The sequence below is a fragment of the Segatella copri DSM 18205 genome (genome assembly GCF_025151535.1).
Classification (GTDB): domain Bacteria; phylum Bacteroidota; class Bacteroidia; order Bacteroidales; family Bacteroidaceae; genus Prevotella; species Prevotella copri.
The window spans coordinates 2,137,036-2,153,678 of record NZ_CP102288.1 but is presented as its reverse complement, the minus strand read 5'-3'; the positions used below and the strand labels follow the sequence as shown (position 1 = coordinate 2,153,678).

At 42.1% G+C, this 16,643-nt stretch carries 13 protein-coding genes; 8 read left to right on the top strand and 5 right to left on the bottom strand.

What is annotated here, in order from left to right; genetic code table 11:
* Positions 1 to 146: 146 nt before the first annotated feature.
* From NQ544_RS09125 to NQ544_RS09115, 3 genes are all read right to left on the bottom strand, one after another.
* Positions 147 to 2,228: a VapE domain-containing protein gene (locus tag NQ544_RS09125; protein ID WP_040553412.1), complete on the bottom strand. Its 2,082-nt coding sequence runs from the start codon at positions 2,226 to 2,228 to the stop codon at positions 147 to 149.
* Positions 2,229 to 2,462: 234 nt separating this feature from the next.
* A complete protein-coding gene (locus tag NQ544_RS09120) occupies positions 2,463 to 2,909 on the bottom strand; it encodes a DUF6078 family protein (RefSeq protein ID WP_006848382.1) in 447 nt (148 codons plus the stop codon).
* A gap of 51 nt (positions 2,910 to 2,960) precedes the next feature.
* Entirely contained in the window at positions 2,961 to 3,296 is a 336-nt protein-coding gene (locus NQ544_RS09115; RefSeq protein ID WP_006848381.1) for a hypothetical protein, read from the bottom strand.
* Between the two features lie 96 nt (positions 3,297 to 3,392).
* On the opposite strand from NQ544_RS09115, the gene NQ544_RS09110 reads away from it, so the two are divergent.
* From NQ544_RS09110 to NQ544_RS09090, 5 genes are all read left to right on the top strand, one after another.
* Entirely contained in the window at positions 3,393 to 6,110 is a 2,718-nt protein-coding gene (locus NQ544_RS09110; RefSeq protein WP_006848380.1) for a type I restriction endonuclease subunit R, read from the top strand.
* Between the two features lie 9 nt (positions 6,111 to 6,119).
* Positions 6,120 to 7,553 (top strand): type I restriction-modification system subunit M, encoded by a 1,434-nt coding sequence (locus NQ544_RS09105; RefSeq protein ID WP_006848379.1) that lies wholly within the window; start codon positions 6,120 to 6,122, stop codon positions 7,551 to 7,553.
* A 1-nt stretch (position 7,554) separates the two neighbouring features.
* Positions 7,555 to 8,715, top strand: a complete 1,161-nt coding sequence (locus NQ544_RS09100) for a PDDEXK nuclease domain-containing protein (protein WP_006848378.1) — start codon at positions 7,555 to 7,557, stop codon at positions 8,713 to 8,715.
* A gap of 20 nt (positions 8,716 to 8,735) precedes the next feature.
* The gene (locus tag NQ544_RS09095; protein ID WP_006848377.1) at positions 8,736 to 10,088 is read left to right on the top strand and encodes a restriction endonuclease subunit S; all 1,353 of its coding nucleotides are present in this window, start codon (positions 8,736 to 8,738) and stop codon (positions 10,086 to 10,088) included.
* A gap of 73 nt (positions 10,089 to 10,161) precedes the next feature.
* Positions 10,162 to 10,965: a tyrosine-type recombinase/integrase gene (locus tag NQ544_RS09090; protein WP_006848376.1), complete on the top strand. Its 804-nt coding sequence runs from the start codon at positions 10,162 to 10,164 to the stop codon at positions 10,963 to 10,965.
* A 161-nt stretch (positions 10,966 to 11,126) separates the two neighbouring features.
* Here NQ544_RS09090 and NQ544_RS09085 read toward each other — a convergent pair whose 3' ends face one another.
* Positions 11,127 to 12,272, bottom strand: coding sequence for a restriction endonuclease subunit S (locus NQ544_RS09085; RefSeq protein ID WP_208855008.1), 1,146 nt, complete (start codon positions 12,270 to 12,272; stop codon positions 11,127 to 11,129).
* Between the two features lie 214 nt (positions 12,273 to 12,486).
* On the opposite strand from NQ544_RS09085, the gene NQ544_RS09080 reads away from it, so the two are divergent.
* Positions 12,487 to 12,801, top strand: coding sequence for an HAD family hydrolase (locus NQ544_RS09080; protein ID WP_006848373.1), 315 nt, complete (start codon positions 12,487 to 12,489; stop codon positions 12,799 to 12,801).
* On the opposite strand, the gene NQ544_RS09075 is transcribed toward NQ544_RS09080, so the two are convergent.
* The gene (locus NQ544_RS09075; RefSeq protein ID WP_006848372.1) at positions 12,765 to 14,066 is read right to left on the bottom strand and encodes an ATP-binding protein; all 1,302 of its coding nucleotides are present in this window, start codon (positions 14,064 to 14,066) and stop codon (positions 12,765 to 12,767) included. The two genes, NQ544_RS09080 and NQ544_RS09075, sit on opposite strands and share 37 nt — an antisense overlap.
* Before the next feature lie 254 nt (positions 14,067 to 14,320).
* Between NQ544_RS09075 and NQ544_RS09070 the strand changes: the two genes are divergently transcribed.
* Together NQ544_RS09070 and NQ544_RS09065 are read left to right on the top strand one after the other, a co-directional pair.
* Positions 14,321 to 15,460, top strand: a complete 1,140-nt coding sequence (locus tag NQ544_RS09070; protein WP_006848371.1) for a DUF418 domain-containing protein — start codon at positions 14,321 to 14,323, stop codon at positions 15,458 to 15,460.
* A 215-nt stretch (positions 15,461 to 15,675) separates the two neighbouring features.
* Positions 15,676 to 16,290: an HAD family hydrolase gene (locus tag NQ544_RS09065; protein WP_006848370.1), complete on the top strand. Its 615-nt coding sequence runs from the start codon at positions 15,676 to 15,678 to the stop codon at positions 16,288 to 16,290.
* Positions 16,291 to 16,643 lie beyond the last annotated feature (353 nt).

Genomic DNA, 16,643 nt, shown 5'->3' with positions numbered 1-16,643 from the left:
ATGTTTTTCTATTCTTATTGCCACATCTATCACCAATGCATTTAACTCATTGATTATAAGTGAATAATGCGTGGCAGTAAGCGGTGTTTCTGTTGCCACTTAATGCCACGCATTGCCACGCTCTTTTTTATAAGGAAATGAGCAGGTTATTTCCTAACTACCAGATACTCAGTACCAAATCTTGTTCTTCGGTTCTTCAAACCTTCTATATTCTGAAGCTCTCTGCCCAATTTCTGTATACTCGAAATCTGGAGAGAAGAGCCGAATTTCTGCTTTAAAATGTCGAAAATGGCGGCTGCCATCAGATATTCGCCATTTTCCGGGGTACTTGCAGGCTCAAAAACCTGCAGAAAACATTGCTTGATAGGGGAAATCTGCTCAAATTGTCTGTTATGTTGCATGATGATTGCGGTTTCCTTGGCGTCGAAATAGGATTTTTCGCCATGCTCCAGAGCTTGCATCGCCTGCGCATAAAGCTGCTCATAGTTCAGTCTGCCACTCACATCGATAGGTCCCGTCAGTTCTACTCCCAGGAAACGGCGGTTGCCGGATGGGTCGGAAAGAATGTCGGTCATGTTGCTCGTGGCGATGAAGGAGGCTAGACGAGGGAATTCCTGTACATGACTTCCGTATGGCGGCTTGATTTTCACCGTAGGCAACTGCAGCAGATTCTTCAGAAATCCCTGCTGCACCTGTGGTGAAATCTGATTGAACTCATCGAGATTGATGAGCAGAAATTGTGACATCGCCTGCAATACCTGACGCTTTTCTGAGAGAATCATGTTGTCGCTGAAGCCCCACGATAATTCGGTAGGGATGAGACGGCGGCAGAAGGTGCTCTTGTTGTAACCTTGCTTGGAAATGAGCAGCGGCATGGTACTGTTGCCATATTGACGGCGATACATGCCGCGCCACTGGTCAACCATTCCCAGAAACCAGGTGTAAAACCAGTCTTCCCAATGAGGATTGTTGGTGGGTACGGTTCGTGCCAGGGCACGGATGCGGTCCTTGCCGTCCCATTTCCCCAGACAGTCATAGAGATAGGACTCTATTGGACTGTAGTTTCTGATGCGGTCTGATTCTAGAAAATTCCTTACATCCTTGATGCTTACGTGGATGTCGGCTATCTGAACATCCAGCGTCATGCTTTTCTGCACACGGGCATCCACCGGTCTGAAATCGCCAACCCATGAATTGTTCGGGCGGTATTCGGTATATTTCATCACGGTATTGTAACGGAACTGGTACCGGCTCTCCAGGTATCTGATCATCTGCAGAATTTCGGCACGACCTTTTCTGCCTGAGGCAGATTTCTCCGTCTTCCTGTCTTTGGAATGGGTATCGTAAGCGGTGCCCACTATCTGGCGGAGTTTCTCTTCTGTCACATGTCCCCAGTTGTTGCGGCGGATATGGATGAAAGCTTCTTCTTCGCTGAGGCCCATGTTGCAGAGCTTGATGGCGATGGCTGAGAAACCGGCAAGGAACCGGTCTTCATCGTTCTGCCATGAGATGTTGGCTTTTTTCATCTCTTCCTTCGTCTCTTCTGCTGCCTTGCGGTAGAGGAATTCATAGTCATCGTATGTCTTCAGATCCTCTACATTCTTAGGGGCTGAGGCTACCTTCTTCATATTTTGGGAGATGCGCATCGCCACTGCCTTGCTGTTATAATAAGGAGAGGCATCCAGCGTAAGCATGAAGTTGGATGACAATGATGGCTTTTCGGGTTTGATGGCTACTTGTACCTGCGACTGGTAGAGCGTTTTTACCTGTTCGTAGGCAGACTGGTAGAGTAAGTCGGCATCGGCTTCTTTTGTCGGGATTTTTCCTTCTTCGTTGCAGATGCTTACGAGCACGATGAGGCTTCTGCCGTCGGCTCCTTCGAAGGCAGCGAAGGTCATCGGCAGCAGACTGACCGTCTTCTTGACGGCATCTTTTTCCTGGTCCGACATGAGGTTGATGAAGTGGAGCATCACCAGTCCGTTTGATTTCTGGAAGACGAGATTGCCGCTTTCATCCTTGTTGAATTCTGCGGCTGGATAAACGTGCTGCCATTCCTTGATGCCTTTGTAGTACTGGTAGTCGGCTTCCATGAGCGGCACACTCATTCTGAAATTGGTGACACTCAGCTTGGCATCATCTTTAGCGATGCGCTCCAGAAACCGTTCTATGGTTTTCGAACTGACCATCAACTTGTTCTGTTTGTTGATTCTTGTAATAGTAAACTTCATATTTCTGCTAATTTGTTGATAGGGTGATACTTCGGGTTGCCGATGGTTTTGCCCAGCTTTGCCCAAGGCGTTGGGCAAATGTGCCCGACTATGCCGGGTACTCGTGCCCGTCGTCTCGGTCATCCGTGCTCATCGTGTTGGTCATCCGTACCCGTGTACATGGGTACGGATACTCATGTACACGGGTACGAGTGACCATATACGTGGGTTAAGATCTTTATCGGCGTGCGGCTGTTAATAGTTGACCTCTTCTGCATAGCGGTCGAACCTCATGTTGGTGTATCCATGTTGCTGGCACCATTTCAGCACGTACTGCTGCTGTTCAGGTACGAGTCCTGTCTGTCCTAATTTATAGCGATAGTATGAAGTCTTGCTTCCGAAATAGGAAGTCATGTGTACTCTGAAACTGGCTTCGTCTTTGCGCTTCAATTCTTCAAGAATATTCATAAAGCCGTATGCCATTTTCATCATCTGCAGCTGCAGGAAATGTTCGCACTTGTTGTCGTGGTAGGCATCGGGATAGATGGCGTAGCCTTTGGTCTGTTCCGGTTTCTTGTAGGTTACGGACAGATAGTGTGCACATTCCTGAGCCAGTGGACATTGCTGGTTGAAGCAATAGTCCCATGAGTTGTAAGCACTTTCTTTGTTGAAGTAGAGTCTGACTAAATCTGCTTGTGTCATTGGTCTTTGGGTTAAATGTGTATAAAGTGGTTTCACAGGAGTCGTAAGCTTCTAGGTGGAATCGGCAGGAATTTTTCCTGTTGGTTGCAAAAATACAAAAAAATGTTCGAAACCGCAAGCCTTTTTCTCCACTTTTTTAATGTTTTTCTGCGAAAACAATAAGTATTCCTCTGCTTTTTCGCTGAAAATCCCCCGTTTTTCGCCCGAGTGTGGCAATAGGTGGCAATAGGTGATAATAGAAAATGCCCATATTGCAACGCTTAAATAGTTAAAAACCAATTGGTTAACTTGAAGTGTGGCAATAGTGGCATTAGTTTTAGAAAAACGTTTCCTGTAATATAATGAAGAAAGATGCACTTTCCCTTTATCCCTTATACTTATTTTCATTCGGAAAAGACAAAAAAGTATAAATAGTGAATCATATAAATGGTCAAGTGAAATATTATCATTATCTTTGTAACTAAAATAATAGGTAACAAAACTATGACGCCAGAAGAAAAAGCAAGAGTCAAAATAGACCAATGGTTTGCTGATGCAGGATGGAAGGTTGTCAATCGGGATGAATACGAGCCTACCATCTCAGCCGTAGCTATTCGTGAGGGATTGCTTAAAGGCAATCTTGAAGCAGATTATTTCCTGTTTATCAATGGGAAAGCTGTCGGTGTGCTCGAAGCTAAACGAGAGGAAATTAATATTTCTTCCAATATTGTGAGTGAACAGGCTATCACATATGCAAAGAGTGTACCTGACTGTTATCAAGCCTGGCAAAAACCTTTGCCTTTCCTTTTTAAATCAAATGGCAAGGAAATAGAGTTTTTTGATTATAGACATCGTGAAACTTCAGAATGGGAAACTATCAGCCGCATTCTTACTCCTAAGGAAATAGTAAAGATGTTAGGTATAGACGACCCTTTTGCCGGACTTCCTACATTGAATAAGAAAGGTCTGCGAGAATGCCAATATGAGGCAGTCACGGAATTGGAGAAGAGCTTCCGTATAGGGCAAAATCGTGCATTGATGGTTCTAGCTACTGGTGCCGGCAAAACATATACGGCATGTCTCACGGCCTATCGCATGCTTAGCTATACTCCTATGCGTCGTGTTCTGTTTCTTGTTGACCGCAATAACCTCGGAAAACAGGCAGAAACAGAGTTTGGCACATTCCGCCTTACGGAAACTGGTGATGCCTTCAATACTATCTATGCAGTCAACAGGTTGAAGTCGGCTGAAGTACCAACAGACAGCAATGTGGTTATCTGTACCATACAAAGATTATTCTCACTCTTAAAAGGAGAAGAGATTACGGATACAGATGATGACGATGAAGATACAGCTGATGGTGAAGTAACATTACCAGACAACCCAAACTTACCACACGATTTCTTCGACCTTATCATTATAGATGAGTGTCACCGTTCTATTTATGGCAACTGGCGCAAGGTGCTAGAATACTTTGATACAGCTCGCCTTATTGGTCTTACAGCGACACCAATTCCAGAAACGATGGCATTCTTCAACAACAACCGTGTTGTAAACTATACGCTTGAGCAGTCAGTCATAGATGGTGTCAACGTCGATAGCCGCATCTATCGAATCAGAACAAAGGTAACAGAAGAAGGTGGAGCTATCATGCAAGGTCAGAAAACCAAAGTTGAGACTCGATACACTGGTGAAGTTAAAACCGTAAGCACAAAGGAAACGAAGACTTATACGAAAGAAGAGTTAAATCGAAGCATCATCAACCCTGCCCAGATAAAACTTATTCTTTCCACTTATCGTGATGCTGTCTATACAGAAATGTTCAATGACCCTCAAAGAGAGCCAAACATGGACTATCTACCCAAGACCCTCATCTTTGCGCTCAACGAAAACCATGCAACAAATATCGTTCAAATTGCTAAAGAAGTTTTTGGACGCACGGATGACCGCTTTGTTCAGAAGATAACCTATTCAGCAGGAGATAGCAATGAACTGATACGCCAGTTTCGTAACGACAAGGACTTTCGCATTGCCGTAACCTGTACTCTTGTGGCAACAGGAACAGATGTAAAGCCTCTGGAAGTCGTGATGTTTATGCGTGATGTGGCTTCAGCTCCCCTCTATACACAGATGAAAGGGCGTGGAGTCCGGACAATAGGTGATGAACAGCTGCGCAACGTGACACCTAATGCAATAAGCAAAGACTGTTTCTTCCTTGTTGATGCAGTAGGAGTAACCGAACATGAGCATATCATACCAGGTCAGTATGAAGGTCCAGAGACAGAGACCATCACATTAAAAGAACTATTGGAACGTATCGCTCATGGAAATCTGCCAGACAATTACCTCAAGCGGCTTGCTGCCACATTATCCAGACTTTACAATAAGGCAGATAATGCACAGCGACAGGAATTTGTCCGCATCGCTCATGATGACATGCTGGAAATTGCTCAACGCATCTATAATGCTCTCGATCCTGAGCACCAGCCACAATTGCCACCATACGTAGATATCAATGAACCTAACAATGAACGTAAGGGTTTGGTATCTCCGATAGCTAATCATGCCAATGTCCGTAAGTACATACTGATTCTTGCAGCTGGTTTTGTCAACACACTGATGCCTGGAGAAGATACGCTCATATCCAAAGGTTTCTCTATAGAAGAGGCTCAAAGTACCACAGATGCATTTGAACAATATTGCTGCGACCACTGTGATGACATAGAAGCTTTACGCATTCTATATAATAACGAGGGCGAACCTATCACCTATTCCATGCTGAAAGACTTGGAAAACAAGTTGAAGATGGAGAACAACCGCTTTGCACAAAAGCTCTTATGGAATTCATACGCCATCGTATATGGTGATAAAGTACGCCGCACGACCAGGAAGGAAGAATCGGAGGCTCTTACCAACATCATCCAACTGGTACGCTTCGCTTACCATCAGACCGAAAAACTGGAAAGTGCCTATCCTACGGCTCGAAGTATGTTTAATCTTTGGTATGGTCGAAAACAGATGGATATAACAGCGAAGCAGAAAGATTTGATAGGCAAGATAGTGGAATACATCGCAGCCAATGGAGCCTGCAACGTGCGAGAGATAAGGAAGAACGATGTCACCCATGCAGCCCAATTGATTGCAGCTTTCGGAAACATGAAGAAAGCTGACGAGGCTTTGGATTCCGTATATAAATTTATAGTATTAAGAACAACTGCATAGTATATAGATATGGCTAAAAATATAACAACTGAGCAAACGCTCACAAAAAAGGTATGGAATCTTGCTACGACATTAGCAGGAGTCGGAGTAGGATTTACAGATTACATCACACAACTCACCTATCTTCTTTTCTTAAAGATGGATGACGAGAATATGGAACTCTTTGGAGAGGATTCATCCATACCTGTTGGGTATAGATGGAAAGACTTGACAGGCTTGGATGGCTATGATCTCGTAAAGCAATATGAGAGTACACTCAAACTATTAAGTCAACAAGATGACCTCATCGGCACCATCTATACCAAAGCACAAAACAAGATTGACAAACCTGTCTATCTTAAGAAGGTAATCACTATGATAGATGAAGAGCAATGGCTCATCATGGATGGTGATGTAAAAGGTGCTATATATGAAAGCATCTTGGAGAAAAATGGTCAAGATAAAAAAAGTGGTGCTGGTCAGTACTTTACCCCACGTCCACTGATTAAAGCTATGGTTGACTGCTTGCAACCCCAAATTGGTGAGACTGTATGCGACCCCGCCTGTGGTACTGGTGGCTTCTTGCTTGCTGCCTACGATTACATGAAGGAACAAAGCCAGAATCGTGATAAATTGGACTTTTTGAACAACAAAGCGTTACATGGCAATGACATCACCCCACTTGTGGTTACACTTGCCTCCATGAACCTTTATCTTCATGGTATAGGCACAGACCACAGCCCTATCGTATGCGAGGACTCTTTGGAGAAAGAACCTTCCACCTTAGTGGATGTCATCCTTGCCAACCCTCCATTTGGCACACGCCCTGCCGGTTCTGTTGAAATCAATCGTCCAGACTTCTATGTTGAAACCAAGAACAACCAGCTCAACTTCCTTCAGCATATGATGCTGATGCTCAAAACTGGCGGACGTGCAGCAGTAGTCCTGCCAGACAATGTACTTTTTGAAGGCAACGCAGGAGAGACCATTCGCAAGAAACTCTTATCAGATTTCAATCTCCATACCATTCTCCGTTTACCTACAGGTATTTTCTATGCACAGGGAGTAAAGGCAAACGTACTATTCTTTACCAAGGGACAGCCAACTAAGAATATTTGGTTCTACGACTATCGCACTGGTGTAAAACACACCTTGGCTACGAACAAGTTAGAGCGTCACCACCTCGATGACTTTGTAACCTGCTATCATGCTGAGGACATCAATGCCCGCAAAGAGACATATGATGCAGACAAGAACCCATCTGGCAGATGGCGCAAGTATAGCATTGATGAAATCATGGCTCGTGACAAGACAAGTCTTGATATCACTTGGATAAAACAGGGTAATGATACTGAAGATTTACCATTGAGCCAATTGATGTCAAACATCAAGGAACAGAGCATGAATATCAGCAAGGCCGTAAGCGAGTTGGAGAAATTATTGAGTGGAATAAAGGAGGTATAAAATGGACAAAAGTTTGATAAACACTAACATCGAACAGCAGTTTACTGAAGTCGTAAATCTGATAGTTCAGCATCGAAGTAAAGCGTCTATGGCTGTCAATAAGGAGATGCTGCTCACAGCGTGGCATGTAGGTGCCTATGTTTCCAAGAAGTTAAAAAGTGAAGAATGGGGAAGCAAGGTAATTTCCCAACTATCTGAATATATTCGTTCTCAACATCCTGAGATAAAAGGATATAGTAGAAGAAACATATATAATATGGTGATGTTCTATGATGAATATTCTACGGACGCTTTCACTACGATAGTAGATAAGTATCTTGATGCTGAATTTGTGCAGCCAGTGGCTGCACAAATTGAAGTAAAACAATTAGTATCGAAAAGTAAGGCAGTACAATCAAAAAAAGGTGCTGCTGCATTTGTGCAGCCAGTGGCTGCACAAATGCCTAAAATATTGGAGTTGACAACGTTCACTAACCATATAGAAATATTGTGTCGTTGTAAACGTTATGAACAGCGGTTATTCTATATTCTTTATGCACATAAAGAAAAACTAGGAAAAAGAGAGATGCAGCGCTGTGTTGACAATGATACTTATTCCAATCTTCTCGGAAATAAAAGTAATATGTCGAAGGGATTATTAGAGCAATATCCTGATGCTCCTATTATGTTTAAAGACACTGTGTTTTTAGATTTTCTTGGGTTGCCAAAGAAATACAATGAAAGCAAATTGAAGAATGGATTAATAGAGCATATGAAGCAATTTATTCTCGAATTAGGTAAAGATTTCATCTTTATGGATCAGGAATATCCGCTCACCGTTGGTGCTTCTACCTATAAGGCAGACTTGCTGTTTTTTCATCGCGGTCTCCAGGCACTTGTTGCGGTGGAATTGAAGAAAACCAAATTCCATCCTCGAGATCTTGGTCAATTAGAGTTTTACCTTGAAGCTCTTGACCGTGATGTGAAACGTTCCAACGAGAACCCTTCTATAGGCATCATTTTATGTCCTGATGTGGACAAGGTTGTTGTTGAATATGCTATGAGTCGCAGCATGAGTCCTACGATGGTGGCGGAATATAAGCGTATCTTAATTCCACAAGAAAAAATGCAACAACAATTAAGGGAATTCTGTCAGTTCTTCTCAAAAGAAGATAAATCTTAAAATTAATAGACGAATTAATAATGGACACAAAAGCATTAAGACAAAAGATACTCGACCTTGCTATTCACGGCAAGCTCGTTCCACAAGATCCCAACGATGAGCCAGCATCGGTGCTGCTCGAACGTATCCGTGCTGAAAAGGAAAGACTCATCAAAGAGGGAAAAATTAAGAAGGGAAAGAAGTCTGCAAAGACTTCTGATAAGCCGCATTATCCCTTTGAACTGCCGAAGGGGTGGGTGTGGACGACGGTTGGTGAAATTACTAATTATGGCGATAGTGTCAATGTCCAAGTAGAAGACATTGACAATTCTGATTGGGTGTTGGAATTGGAAGATATAGAAAAAGACACAGCCAAGATTATACAACATCTCAACAAAAATGAACGTAAGATAAATGGAACTCGCCATAAATTTCAAAAAGGTCAAATCCTTTATTCAAAGCTTCGCACATATCTAAACAAAGTATTAGTTGCACCTAATGACGGATTCTGTACAACAGAAATAATGGCATTTGGAAGCTATGGAATATTGTCGAATAATTACATCTGCTATGTACTTCGTTCACTTTATTTCCTTGACTATACCTTGCAATGTGGTTATGGAGTAAAAATGCCAAGACTAAGTACCACGGATGCTTGCAATGGCTTGATTCCCTTGCCTCCTCTTGCAGAACAGGAACGAATAGTAAACGAGATTCAACGACTATTCTCTATAATTGATATTGTTGAAAATGGAAAGGATGGTTTGCAAACTGCTATTCAACAAGCGAAAAACAAAATCCTCGACCACGCCATTCACGGCAAACTTGTACCGCAAGACCCGAATGATGAGCCTGCCAGCGAACTGCTCAAACGCATCAATCCAAAGGCTGAAATCACTTGTGATAACCCCCAATATGGCAAGCTGCCGAAGGGGTGGTGTGAAACGACATTAGGAAATACAATTGTGATTAAATCAGGTGATGCTATTAAAGTTCGAGACAATAGAATAGGTAAATACCCAATTTATGGAGGAAACGGCATCACAGGGTATAATGAATCTTACAATGTAGATGGAATAAATATCATAATCGGACGTGTGGGGTTTTATTGTGGTTCTGTTCATTATGTAAATAATAAAATATGGGTAACAGATAATGCTTTTGTTACTAAAATAATGGGAAACGTATATACACCAAAATTCCTCTATTATCTTTTGCAGCAATATGATTTGCAGCAATATTCAAATTCAACAGCACAACCTGTAATTTCTGGCAAAACAGTCTATCCTATTAATGTTATGCTGCCACCGCTTTCCGAGCAATACCGCATCGTTGCAAAGATTGAAGAATTATTCTCTCAACTTGACAAGATTGAATCCTCATTGCAAGCATAAAGGCTTACAATGGGGATTTCCCATTCTTGACACACATCTTATATTGTTACCATTCATTTTAATACAAAACAATATGGTAACACAATTTGAAAAGTATTTGGTCAAGTCAAACTTGGCAAAGAACACGGTAACATCGTACCTATGGACGATGAAGTATTTCCTTGATAATTACAAGGAGGTGAACAAGAAGAATCTGTTGGCTTATAAGGGTTATCTTATGGAGAACTTCAAACCACAGACGGTAAACTTGCGTTTGCAAGCAATGAATAAGTATTTGGAGTTTAGCAAACAAGAGAAGCTAAAGATGAAGTTTGTAAAGGCGCAACAAAAGAACTTCTTGGAGAACGTCATCAGCGATGCCGATTACAAGTTCCTGAAAGCCAAGTTAAAGGCTGACGGTTATGATGAATGGTATTTCATCGTTTGGTTTATGGCTGCCACTGGTGCACGTGTCAGCGAGCTGCTTCAAATCAAAGCTGAGCATGTAGCGGTTGGCTATCTTGACTTGTACAGCAAAGGAGGCAAGATGCGCCGCCTTTACATTCCGAAGAAGCTATGCACCGAAGCCCAAAGATGGCTAACAGAACAAAACATCACCTCTGGCTATCTGTTCACCAATCGTTTAGGCAACCGCCTTTCCACTCGTGGCATAGCTATCCAACTGAAGTACTTTGCCGAAAAGTACGGTCTTAACCGTAATGTGGTTTATCCACACTCCTTCCGTCACCGTTTCGCCAAGAACTTCCTTGACCGTTTCAACGACATCGCCCTCCTTGCCGACCTCATGGGACATGAGAGCATCGAAACAACACGCATTTATCTGCGACGCACAGCAAGCGAACAGCAGAAGATTGTGGACAAGGTTGTTACTTGGTAATCGTATCTATATCATTTAGCCACCGCAAGAATATAGCTTGCGATGGCTAAATATGGTAGTTATTATGAGGCTTCTATCTTCCTTTGCTGCGGATTGCAAATCCGGCGGGACGCCTAGCGGACTTGTGTTCTTGAAAAACTAAAAAAGGGTGCGTTATAGACTTATAATACACTCTCTTCTATCTTGTTAAGCTGATTGAATAGCTCTTCAATCTTTGCAACAATGCGATGTTGTTCTTGTAATGGCGGCAATGGCAGTTGCATTTTTTTTATTGTTGGAACCGTCAATTGTGGTATACTTGACCCCTCTGACCATATTAGTAGGCAATCCAAACAAAATTTCATATATTTTAAGTCAAACGCCGGGTTCGGAACTATTGTTATAAGTCTCACAATCGGTACAAATGGAATATTCCTTATACATGTAAAACCTATTGTTCCTCTTGCCGACACAGTCAAACATGGTTCTATTACCCTTGCGACATTTGTATATCCATACAATCCGTCTTTTTCAACACCATTGGAATATATGGGAATGATGTTTCCATTCGTTTTTTCCTTGGTAAATTCTGTTGGCTTGTCTCCTCCTGCAAATACTTCTTTTGCCAACGATTTCAATGTCGTTTCACACCATCCCTTCAGCAGCTTGCCATATTGGGGGGTATCACAAGTGATTTCTGCCTTTGGATTGATGCGTTTGAGCAGTTCGCTGGCAGGCTCCTCATTCGGGTCTTGCGGTACAAGTTTACCATGAATGGCGAGGTCAAGGATTTTGGATTTGGCAGATTGGACTATGCTTTGTAAATTTTCTCTTCCTTCCTCTACTTTATTTATGAAAGCAAGTAAATAGTCGATCTCTGAAACAATGCGTTTTTGTTCAGAAACAGGTGGAATAGGTACATAAAACTCATTGATGGCTTTCAATGGCACATTTTTGATTGTGCTGCCTGTTGCAGACAACAAAGCATATTTTTGAAAATAGTTAGACTCGATAACATAACACATATATTCCTTGACCAAGAAAGGTGTTATATTAAAATAGCAAGCACTCTTACCCAATATTATTTGTTCATTACTATATGTACCAATATTTCCTATAGTACCGTTTATTGAAACCAATATTGTATGTTCATTCAAAGGTTTCTTATATTTTATGTACTCCTCTTCTGAAACTCTTTTTGTATTATTTTTTATGATGATTTGGCGGTTAGACAAATTATTTCCATTTACAAAATAGTATGCTCCATTAGGATTATATTGTGGTGTTCCATGCAAACCATCCCCAATAACAGAAGTTATATCTTCCAACTTACACCACACCCATCCCTCAGGCAGCTCAAACGGATAATGCGGCTTATCAGAAGGTAAAAGTAGTTGCAGTCATATTCTTTTCTTTTACTAATAAATGTTATATTCCCGGAATTACTTCCCATAAAGGTTTGTTAAGTTTGAAATTTACAGTACTTTTGCAGTAAGTATCTGATTAAAGATTAAAAGTGAAATTTAAAATAAGGTATAGATTATGCAATACAAGAATATCATATTCGATTTAGGTAATGTCCTGGTGAAGCTCAATCCGGAAGGATGCATCGGGGCTTTCAAGGCGATAGGTATGGGAGAACTGGCGAATCCGAATCCTCAGAGTGAGGGGATGAAGCTGATGAGTAAACTGGGTGTCGGAATGATTACCACCGAAGCATTCTGTGATGCATCCATACCTTCCAGAACGCGAAGTTCGATGATTGGCTTTCACTTCGATTCTGACGGAAATGTCAGAATCGAAGCTTTTATTAAAAGGCATCAGAATGATTTGTCAAATGGTGTCAGGCAGGCATAGAGCGGAACGTTGATCATCCAGTCTTGATCCTTATAGGGAAGCATGGAGTAGCGAAGTCCCTTCAGTTGCGGATTGTTGGTGATGAATGTTCTGAGAGATTTCGCCTTAACGTTCACCTCTGCCTTTACTTCTATCGGTATAACCCTGTCGTGCCATTGGGTCAGGAAATCAATCTCTATTGTGGAGTTATCCACAGCATGATAGTATAATGGAATATCCTGGCTTTTCAGCTGGGTGAAGACATATAGTTCTGTAAAGGCACCTTTATATTCAGAGAAAATGCCATCGCCCACCAGCATCGATTCTGCTGAAGTCTCTGCCATCGCTCCCATCAGTCCCACATCGAGCATGAAGAGTTTGAAGGCGTTCAGGTCTTCATAGAATTTGAAAGGGAGGCGTGGGGTATTGACTCTCTGAACCTTATATGCCAGTCCTGCATCTATCAGCCATTGGATGGCCAGTTCGAAATCTGCGGCTCTGGCACTTTTCTTCACGGCTCCATAGATGAACTTCTTGTTCTCTTTGGCAAGTTGGGCAGGGATACTGTCCCACACCATATTAATGCGAGGCACTTCTCTATCTGGTGCGTGCTTCGAGAAATCTCGGCGATAGTCTTGTATAATCTGCTTTTGGATGGAACGGACTTCCTGTAGTCCCTTCTGCTCTACATGGGCGAGTACGGCGGCTGGCATTCCTCCTACATAATAATATTGTCGCAGCAGGCTGATCAATTCTGTTTCCAGTAAATTGATGACGTTCCAATTTCCTTCTTTCAGGATGCTTGCCATTTTCTCTTTTCCCATGGCATCGAGGAATTCGATGAAGTTCATCGGATAGAGGCGCAGCTCTTCTACTTTTCCTACTGGATATGATACCCCGCTATGGAGTGATATTCCCAGCAGGGATCCTGCCACGATGATATGAATATCAGGAGCATCCTCGCAAAAGAACTTTAAAGTTTCTAATGCTTTAGGACAATCTTGTATCTCATCGAGTACCATAAGTGTATCGTTGGGGGTAATATCTACCTGGCTGATGGCGGAGAGTGCCATCAGTATATCAGCTGTTGTGCCGCCTTTTTCAAACACTTCTGCTGCCTTCTGATTTCTGTCGAGACTGAAGAATGCAAGTTTTTTATATTCTCTTTTTCCAAATTCTTGCAGGATATAGGTCTTGCCTACTTGTCTCGCTCCGTTGAGAATCAGAGGTTTATGGTCTTTCTTGTTCTTCCATTCTACGAGTTTGTTATAGATGCTTCTTTCCATGATTTACACTTTTTCTAACGAATAATCGTATGAATTCCGCACTTTTTCTGACGAATAATCGTATGAACTTCACACTTTTTCTGACGAATAGCGGAGCAAAGATACACTTTTTCTAACGAATAACCAAGGAAAAGGCCGACTTTTTCTCTTTTTCCTTTAAAACTTAATATTTGTTATACATTGTGGTTTATTCGCTTTTTCCAATAAAATGTTATACCTTTGCCAACTCATAATAACTAACAAATAATATCAAAATGAATTTTTACAAGACATTAGGACTGAAAAACAGTCGTATCGACGTGGCTGATGCCTTGCGAGGATTGGCAGTGGCAGGTATTATTCTCTATCATTCCGTGGAGCATTTCAATATGTACGATGGAAGCATAGAGCATGCTTATACGCTGGGGTGTGATGATTGGATGGCAGATGTGCTGGCATTGCTGCTGTCGGGAAAGATGTATGGCATTTTTGCCCTGCTCTTCGGATTGAGCTTCTTTATTATGAATGATAACCAGCAGCAGCGGGGAAATTGCTTTTCTGGAAGATTCGCCTGGCGAATGTTCCTCCTGGCAATGCTCGGTATCGTGAACACCGCCTTTTTTGATGGCGATATCCTCTTCTCCTATGCCATCTATGGACTGGTTCTCATCCCATTGAGTTATCTTCCTACCAAATGGCTCTGGTGGGTGGTTGCCTTCCTCTTTATCCAACCGGTAGAAATCTACTCCCTCATTTCGGGATGGCAGGTGGATGCATCGGCATTGAGTGAGGTGTATGGAAATATGTATCATGGTCATCAGCACGGCACCTTCCTGGAGAATGCCTACAGTAACCTGCGATACGGACAGGTGGCTACCTATTACTGGTGCCTGATGAAGGGAAGACATACGCAGACTATCTGCCTCTTCATACTCGGAATGCTGGTGGGGAGAAAGCGTTGGTTCTACAATGAGAACAACAACCTGGCTTTGTGGAAGAAGGTGCTAGCGTTTTCCATCCTGGTATTGATTGTGGGTGACATCGCTGATGTGCGCCACATGGAAACATGGAACAATTGGCTTTATCCTATCTACAACTTCTTCATCCTCTCGTTTGTAGTATCAGGATTCGTTTTGTTGTGGTACGGAAAGGAATGGTTCAGAAAGGGATTGTCGTTCCTGCGCCAGTTTGGCAAGATGAGTCTGACCAACTATTTCCTCCAGTCTATCATCGGTTGCGGACTGTTTGCCTATTATGGTTTCAATCTCCAGACAAAGCTTGGTATCACCTACGCCTTTTTTGTGGGTATTGCCATGGTGGTAGTACAATGCCTCTTCTCCAACCTTTGGCTCAAGTATCACTCCCATGGTCCTTTCGAGGGAATATGGAAGAAACTGACCTGGATTAAATTCTAAAACTTTAAGATTTTGAGATAAAAAAAGGTGTGTCATAAATCCATGATACACCTTTTTATTTTTTATTGATCCTTTCTGAATATCCTTCTTTTACTAATAAATGTTATATTCCCGCCATTCCTTTTCCAAATCATTTGTTTTCTCCCGAATTTACAGTACTTTTGCAGTAAGTATCTAATTAAGGATTAAAAGTGCGATTTAAAGTAACGAATAGTATGATGCAATACAAGAATGTCATATTCGATTTAGGTAATGTCCTGGTAAAGCTCAATCCGGAAGGATGCATCGGGGCTTTCAAGGCGATAGGAATGGGGGAACTGGCGAATCCGAATCCCCTGAGTGAGGGGATGAAGCTGATGAGCAAACTGGGTGTGGGAATGATTACCACCGAAGCATTCTGCGATGCAGCCCGTGAGTTGACAGGAGCTGATGTGACGAATGAAGAGATCATCGATGCTGCCAACAAGATGCTGGTGGAGATTCCTGATGAGAAAAAGAAGCGACTCCTGCAGTTGAAGAAGGCTGGTTATCGCCTCTTCCTCTTGAGCAATACCATTGATATACATTGGGATTATTGCGTGGAGCATCTCTTCCCTTATCAGAACTATGGGGTAGAGGATTATTTCGATTACTGTTTCCTCTCTCAGCGAATGCATCTGGCTAAGCCTGATGCCCGTATCTATGAAGAGGTAATCAGACAGGCGAACATCCATCCCGATGAAACTCTCTTCATCGATGATCTGAAGGAAAACTGTGAGGCTGCCGAGAAGTTGGGCATCCATACCTCCCAGAACGTGAAGCTCGATGATTGGCTTTCACTTCGATTCTGACTTCTTATCATCTGACAGGAATCCCTATCTTGTTACATACATAACAAAGCGAGAAAAATGATATATATAAATTATTGTCACAAAAATAACATATCCGATAGCAAAATGTCATTTTCAAGGCTAAAAACGAGTGGTTGACCCATATCAAGAAAAACATATTGCAATGATATTTCTCGGCAAAAGATGCCGTTATTCGATAAAAAAGTGTTAACTTTGCACTCGTATTTAAGGAATAACAAATAATAAATTTTAAAAAGGTTAATAATTATGATGACTATTTTTACAATGACTTTCGCCGCAGTTATGTTTTCAGGTATGGTTCTTTGCATGGGCATGTTCTTGAAACACGTAGT

Bases quoted from the DNA above. Each gene is read 5' to 3' on its own strand.
- NQ544_RS09125 (WP_040553412.1), bottom strand. From the start codon at position 2,228: ATGAAGTTTACTATTACAAGAATCAACAAACAGAACAAGTTGATGGTC.
- NQ544_RS09120 (WP_006848382.1), bottom strand. From the start codon at position 2,909: ATGACACAAGCAGATTTAGTCAGACTCTACTTCAACAAAGAAAGTGCT.
- NQ544_RS09115 (WP_006848381.1), bottom strand. From the start codon at position 3,296: ATGAAAATAAGTATAAGGGATAAAGGGAAAGTGCATCTTTCTTCATTA.
- NQ544_RS09110 (WP_006848380.1), top strand. From the start codon at position 3,393: ATGACGCCAGAAGAAAAAGCAAGAGTCAAAATAGACCAATGGTTTGCT.
- NQ544_RS09105 (WP_006848379.1), top strand. From the start codon at position 6,120: ATGGCTAAAAATATAACAACTGAGCAAACGCTCACAAAAAAGGTATGG.
- NQ544_RS09100 (WP_006848378.1), top strand. From the start codon at position 7,555: ATGGACAAAAGTTTGATAAACACTAACATCGAACAGCAGTTTACTGAA.
- NQ544_RS09095 (WP_006848377.1), top strand. From the start codon at position 8,736: ATGGACACAAAAGCATTAAGACAAAAGATACTCGACCTTGCTATTCAC.
- NQ544_RS09090 (WP_006848376.1), top strand. From the start codon at position 10,162: ATGGTAACACAATTTGAAAAGTATTTGGTCAAGTCAAACTTGGCAAAG.
- NQ544_RS09080 (WP_006848373.1), top strand. From the start codon at position 12,487: ATGCAATACAAGAATATCATATTCGATTTAGGTAATGTCCTGGTGAAG.
- NQ544_RS09075 (WP_006848372.1), bottom strand. From the start codon at position 14,066: ATGGAAAGAAGCATCTATAACAAACTCGTAGAATGGAAGAACAAGAAA.
- NQ544_RS09070 (WP_006848371.1), top strand. From the start codon at position 14,321: ATGAATTTTTACAAGACATTAGGACTGAAAAACAGTCGTATCGACGTG.
- NQ544_RS09065 (WP_006848370.1), top strand. From the start codon at position 15,676: ATGATGCAATACAAGAATGTCATATTCGATTTAGGTAATGTCCTGGTA.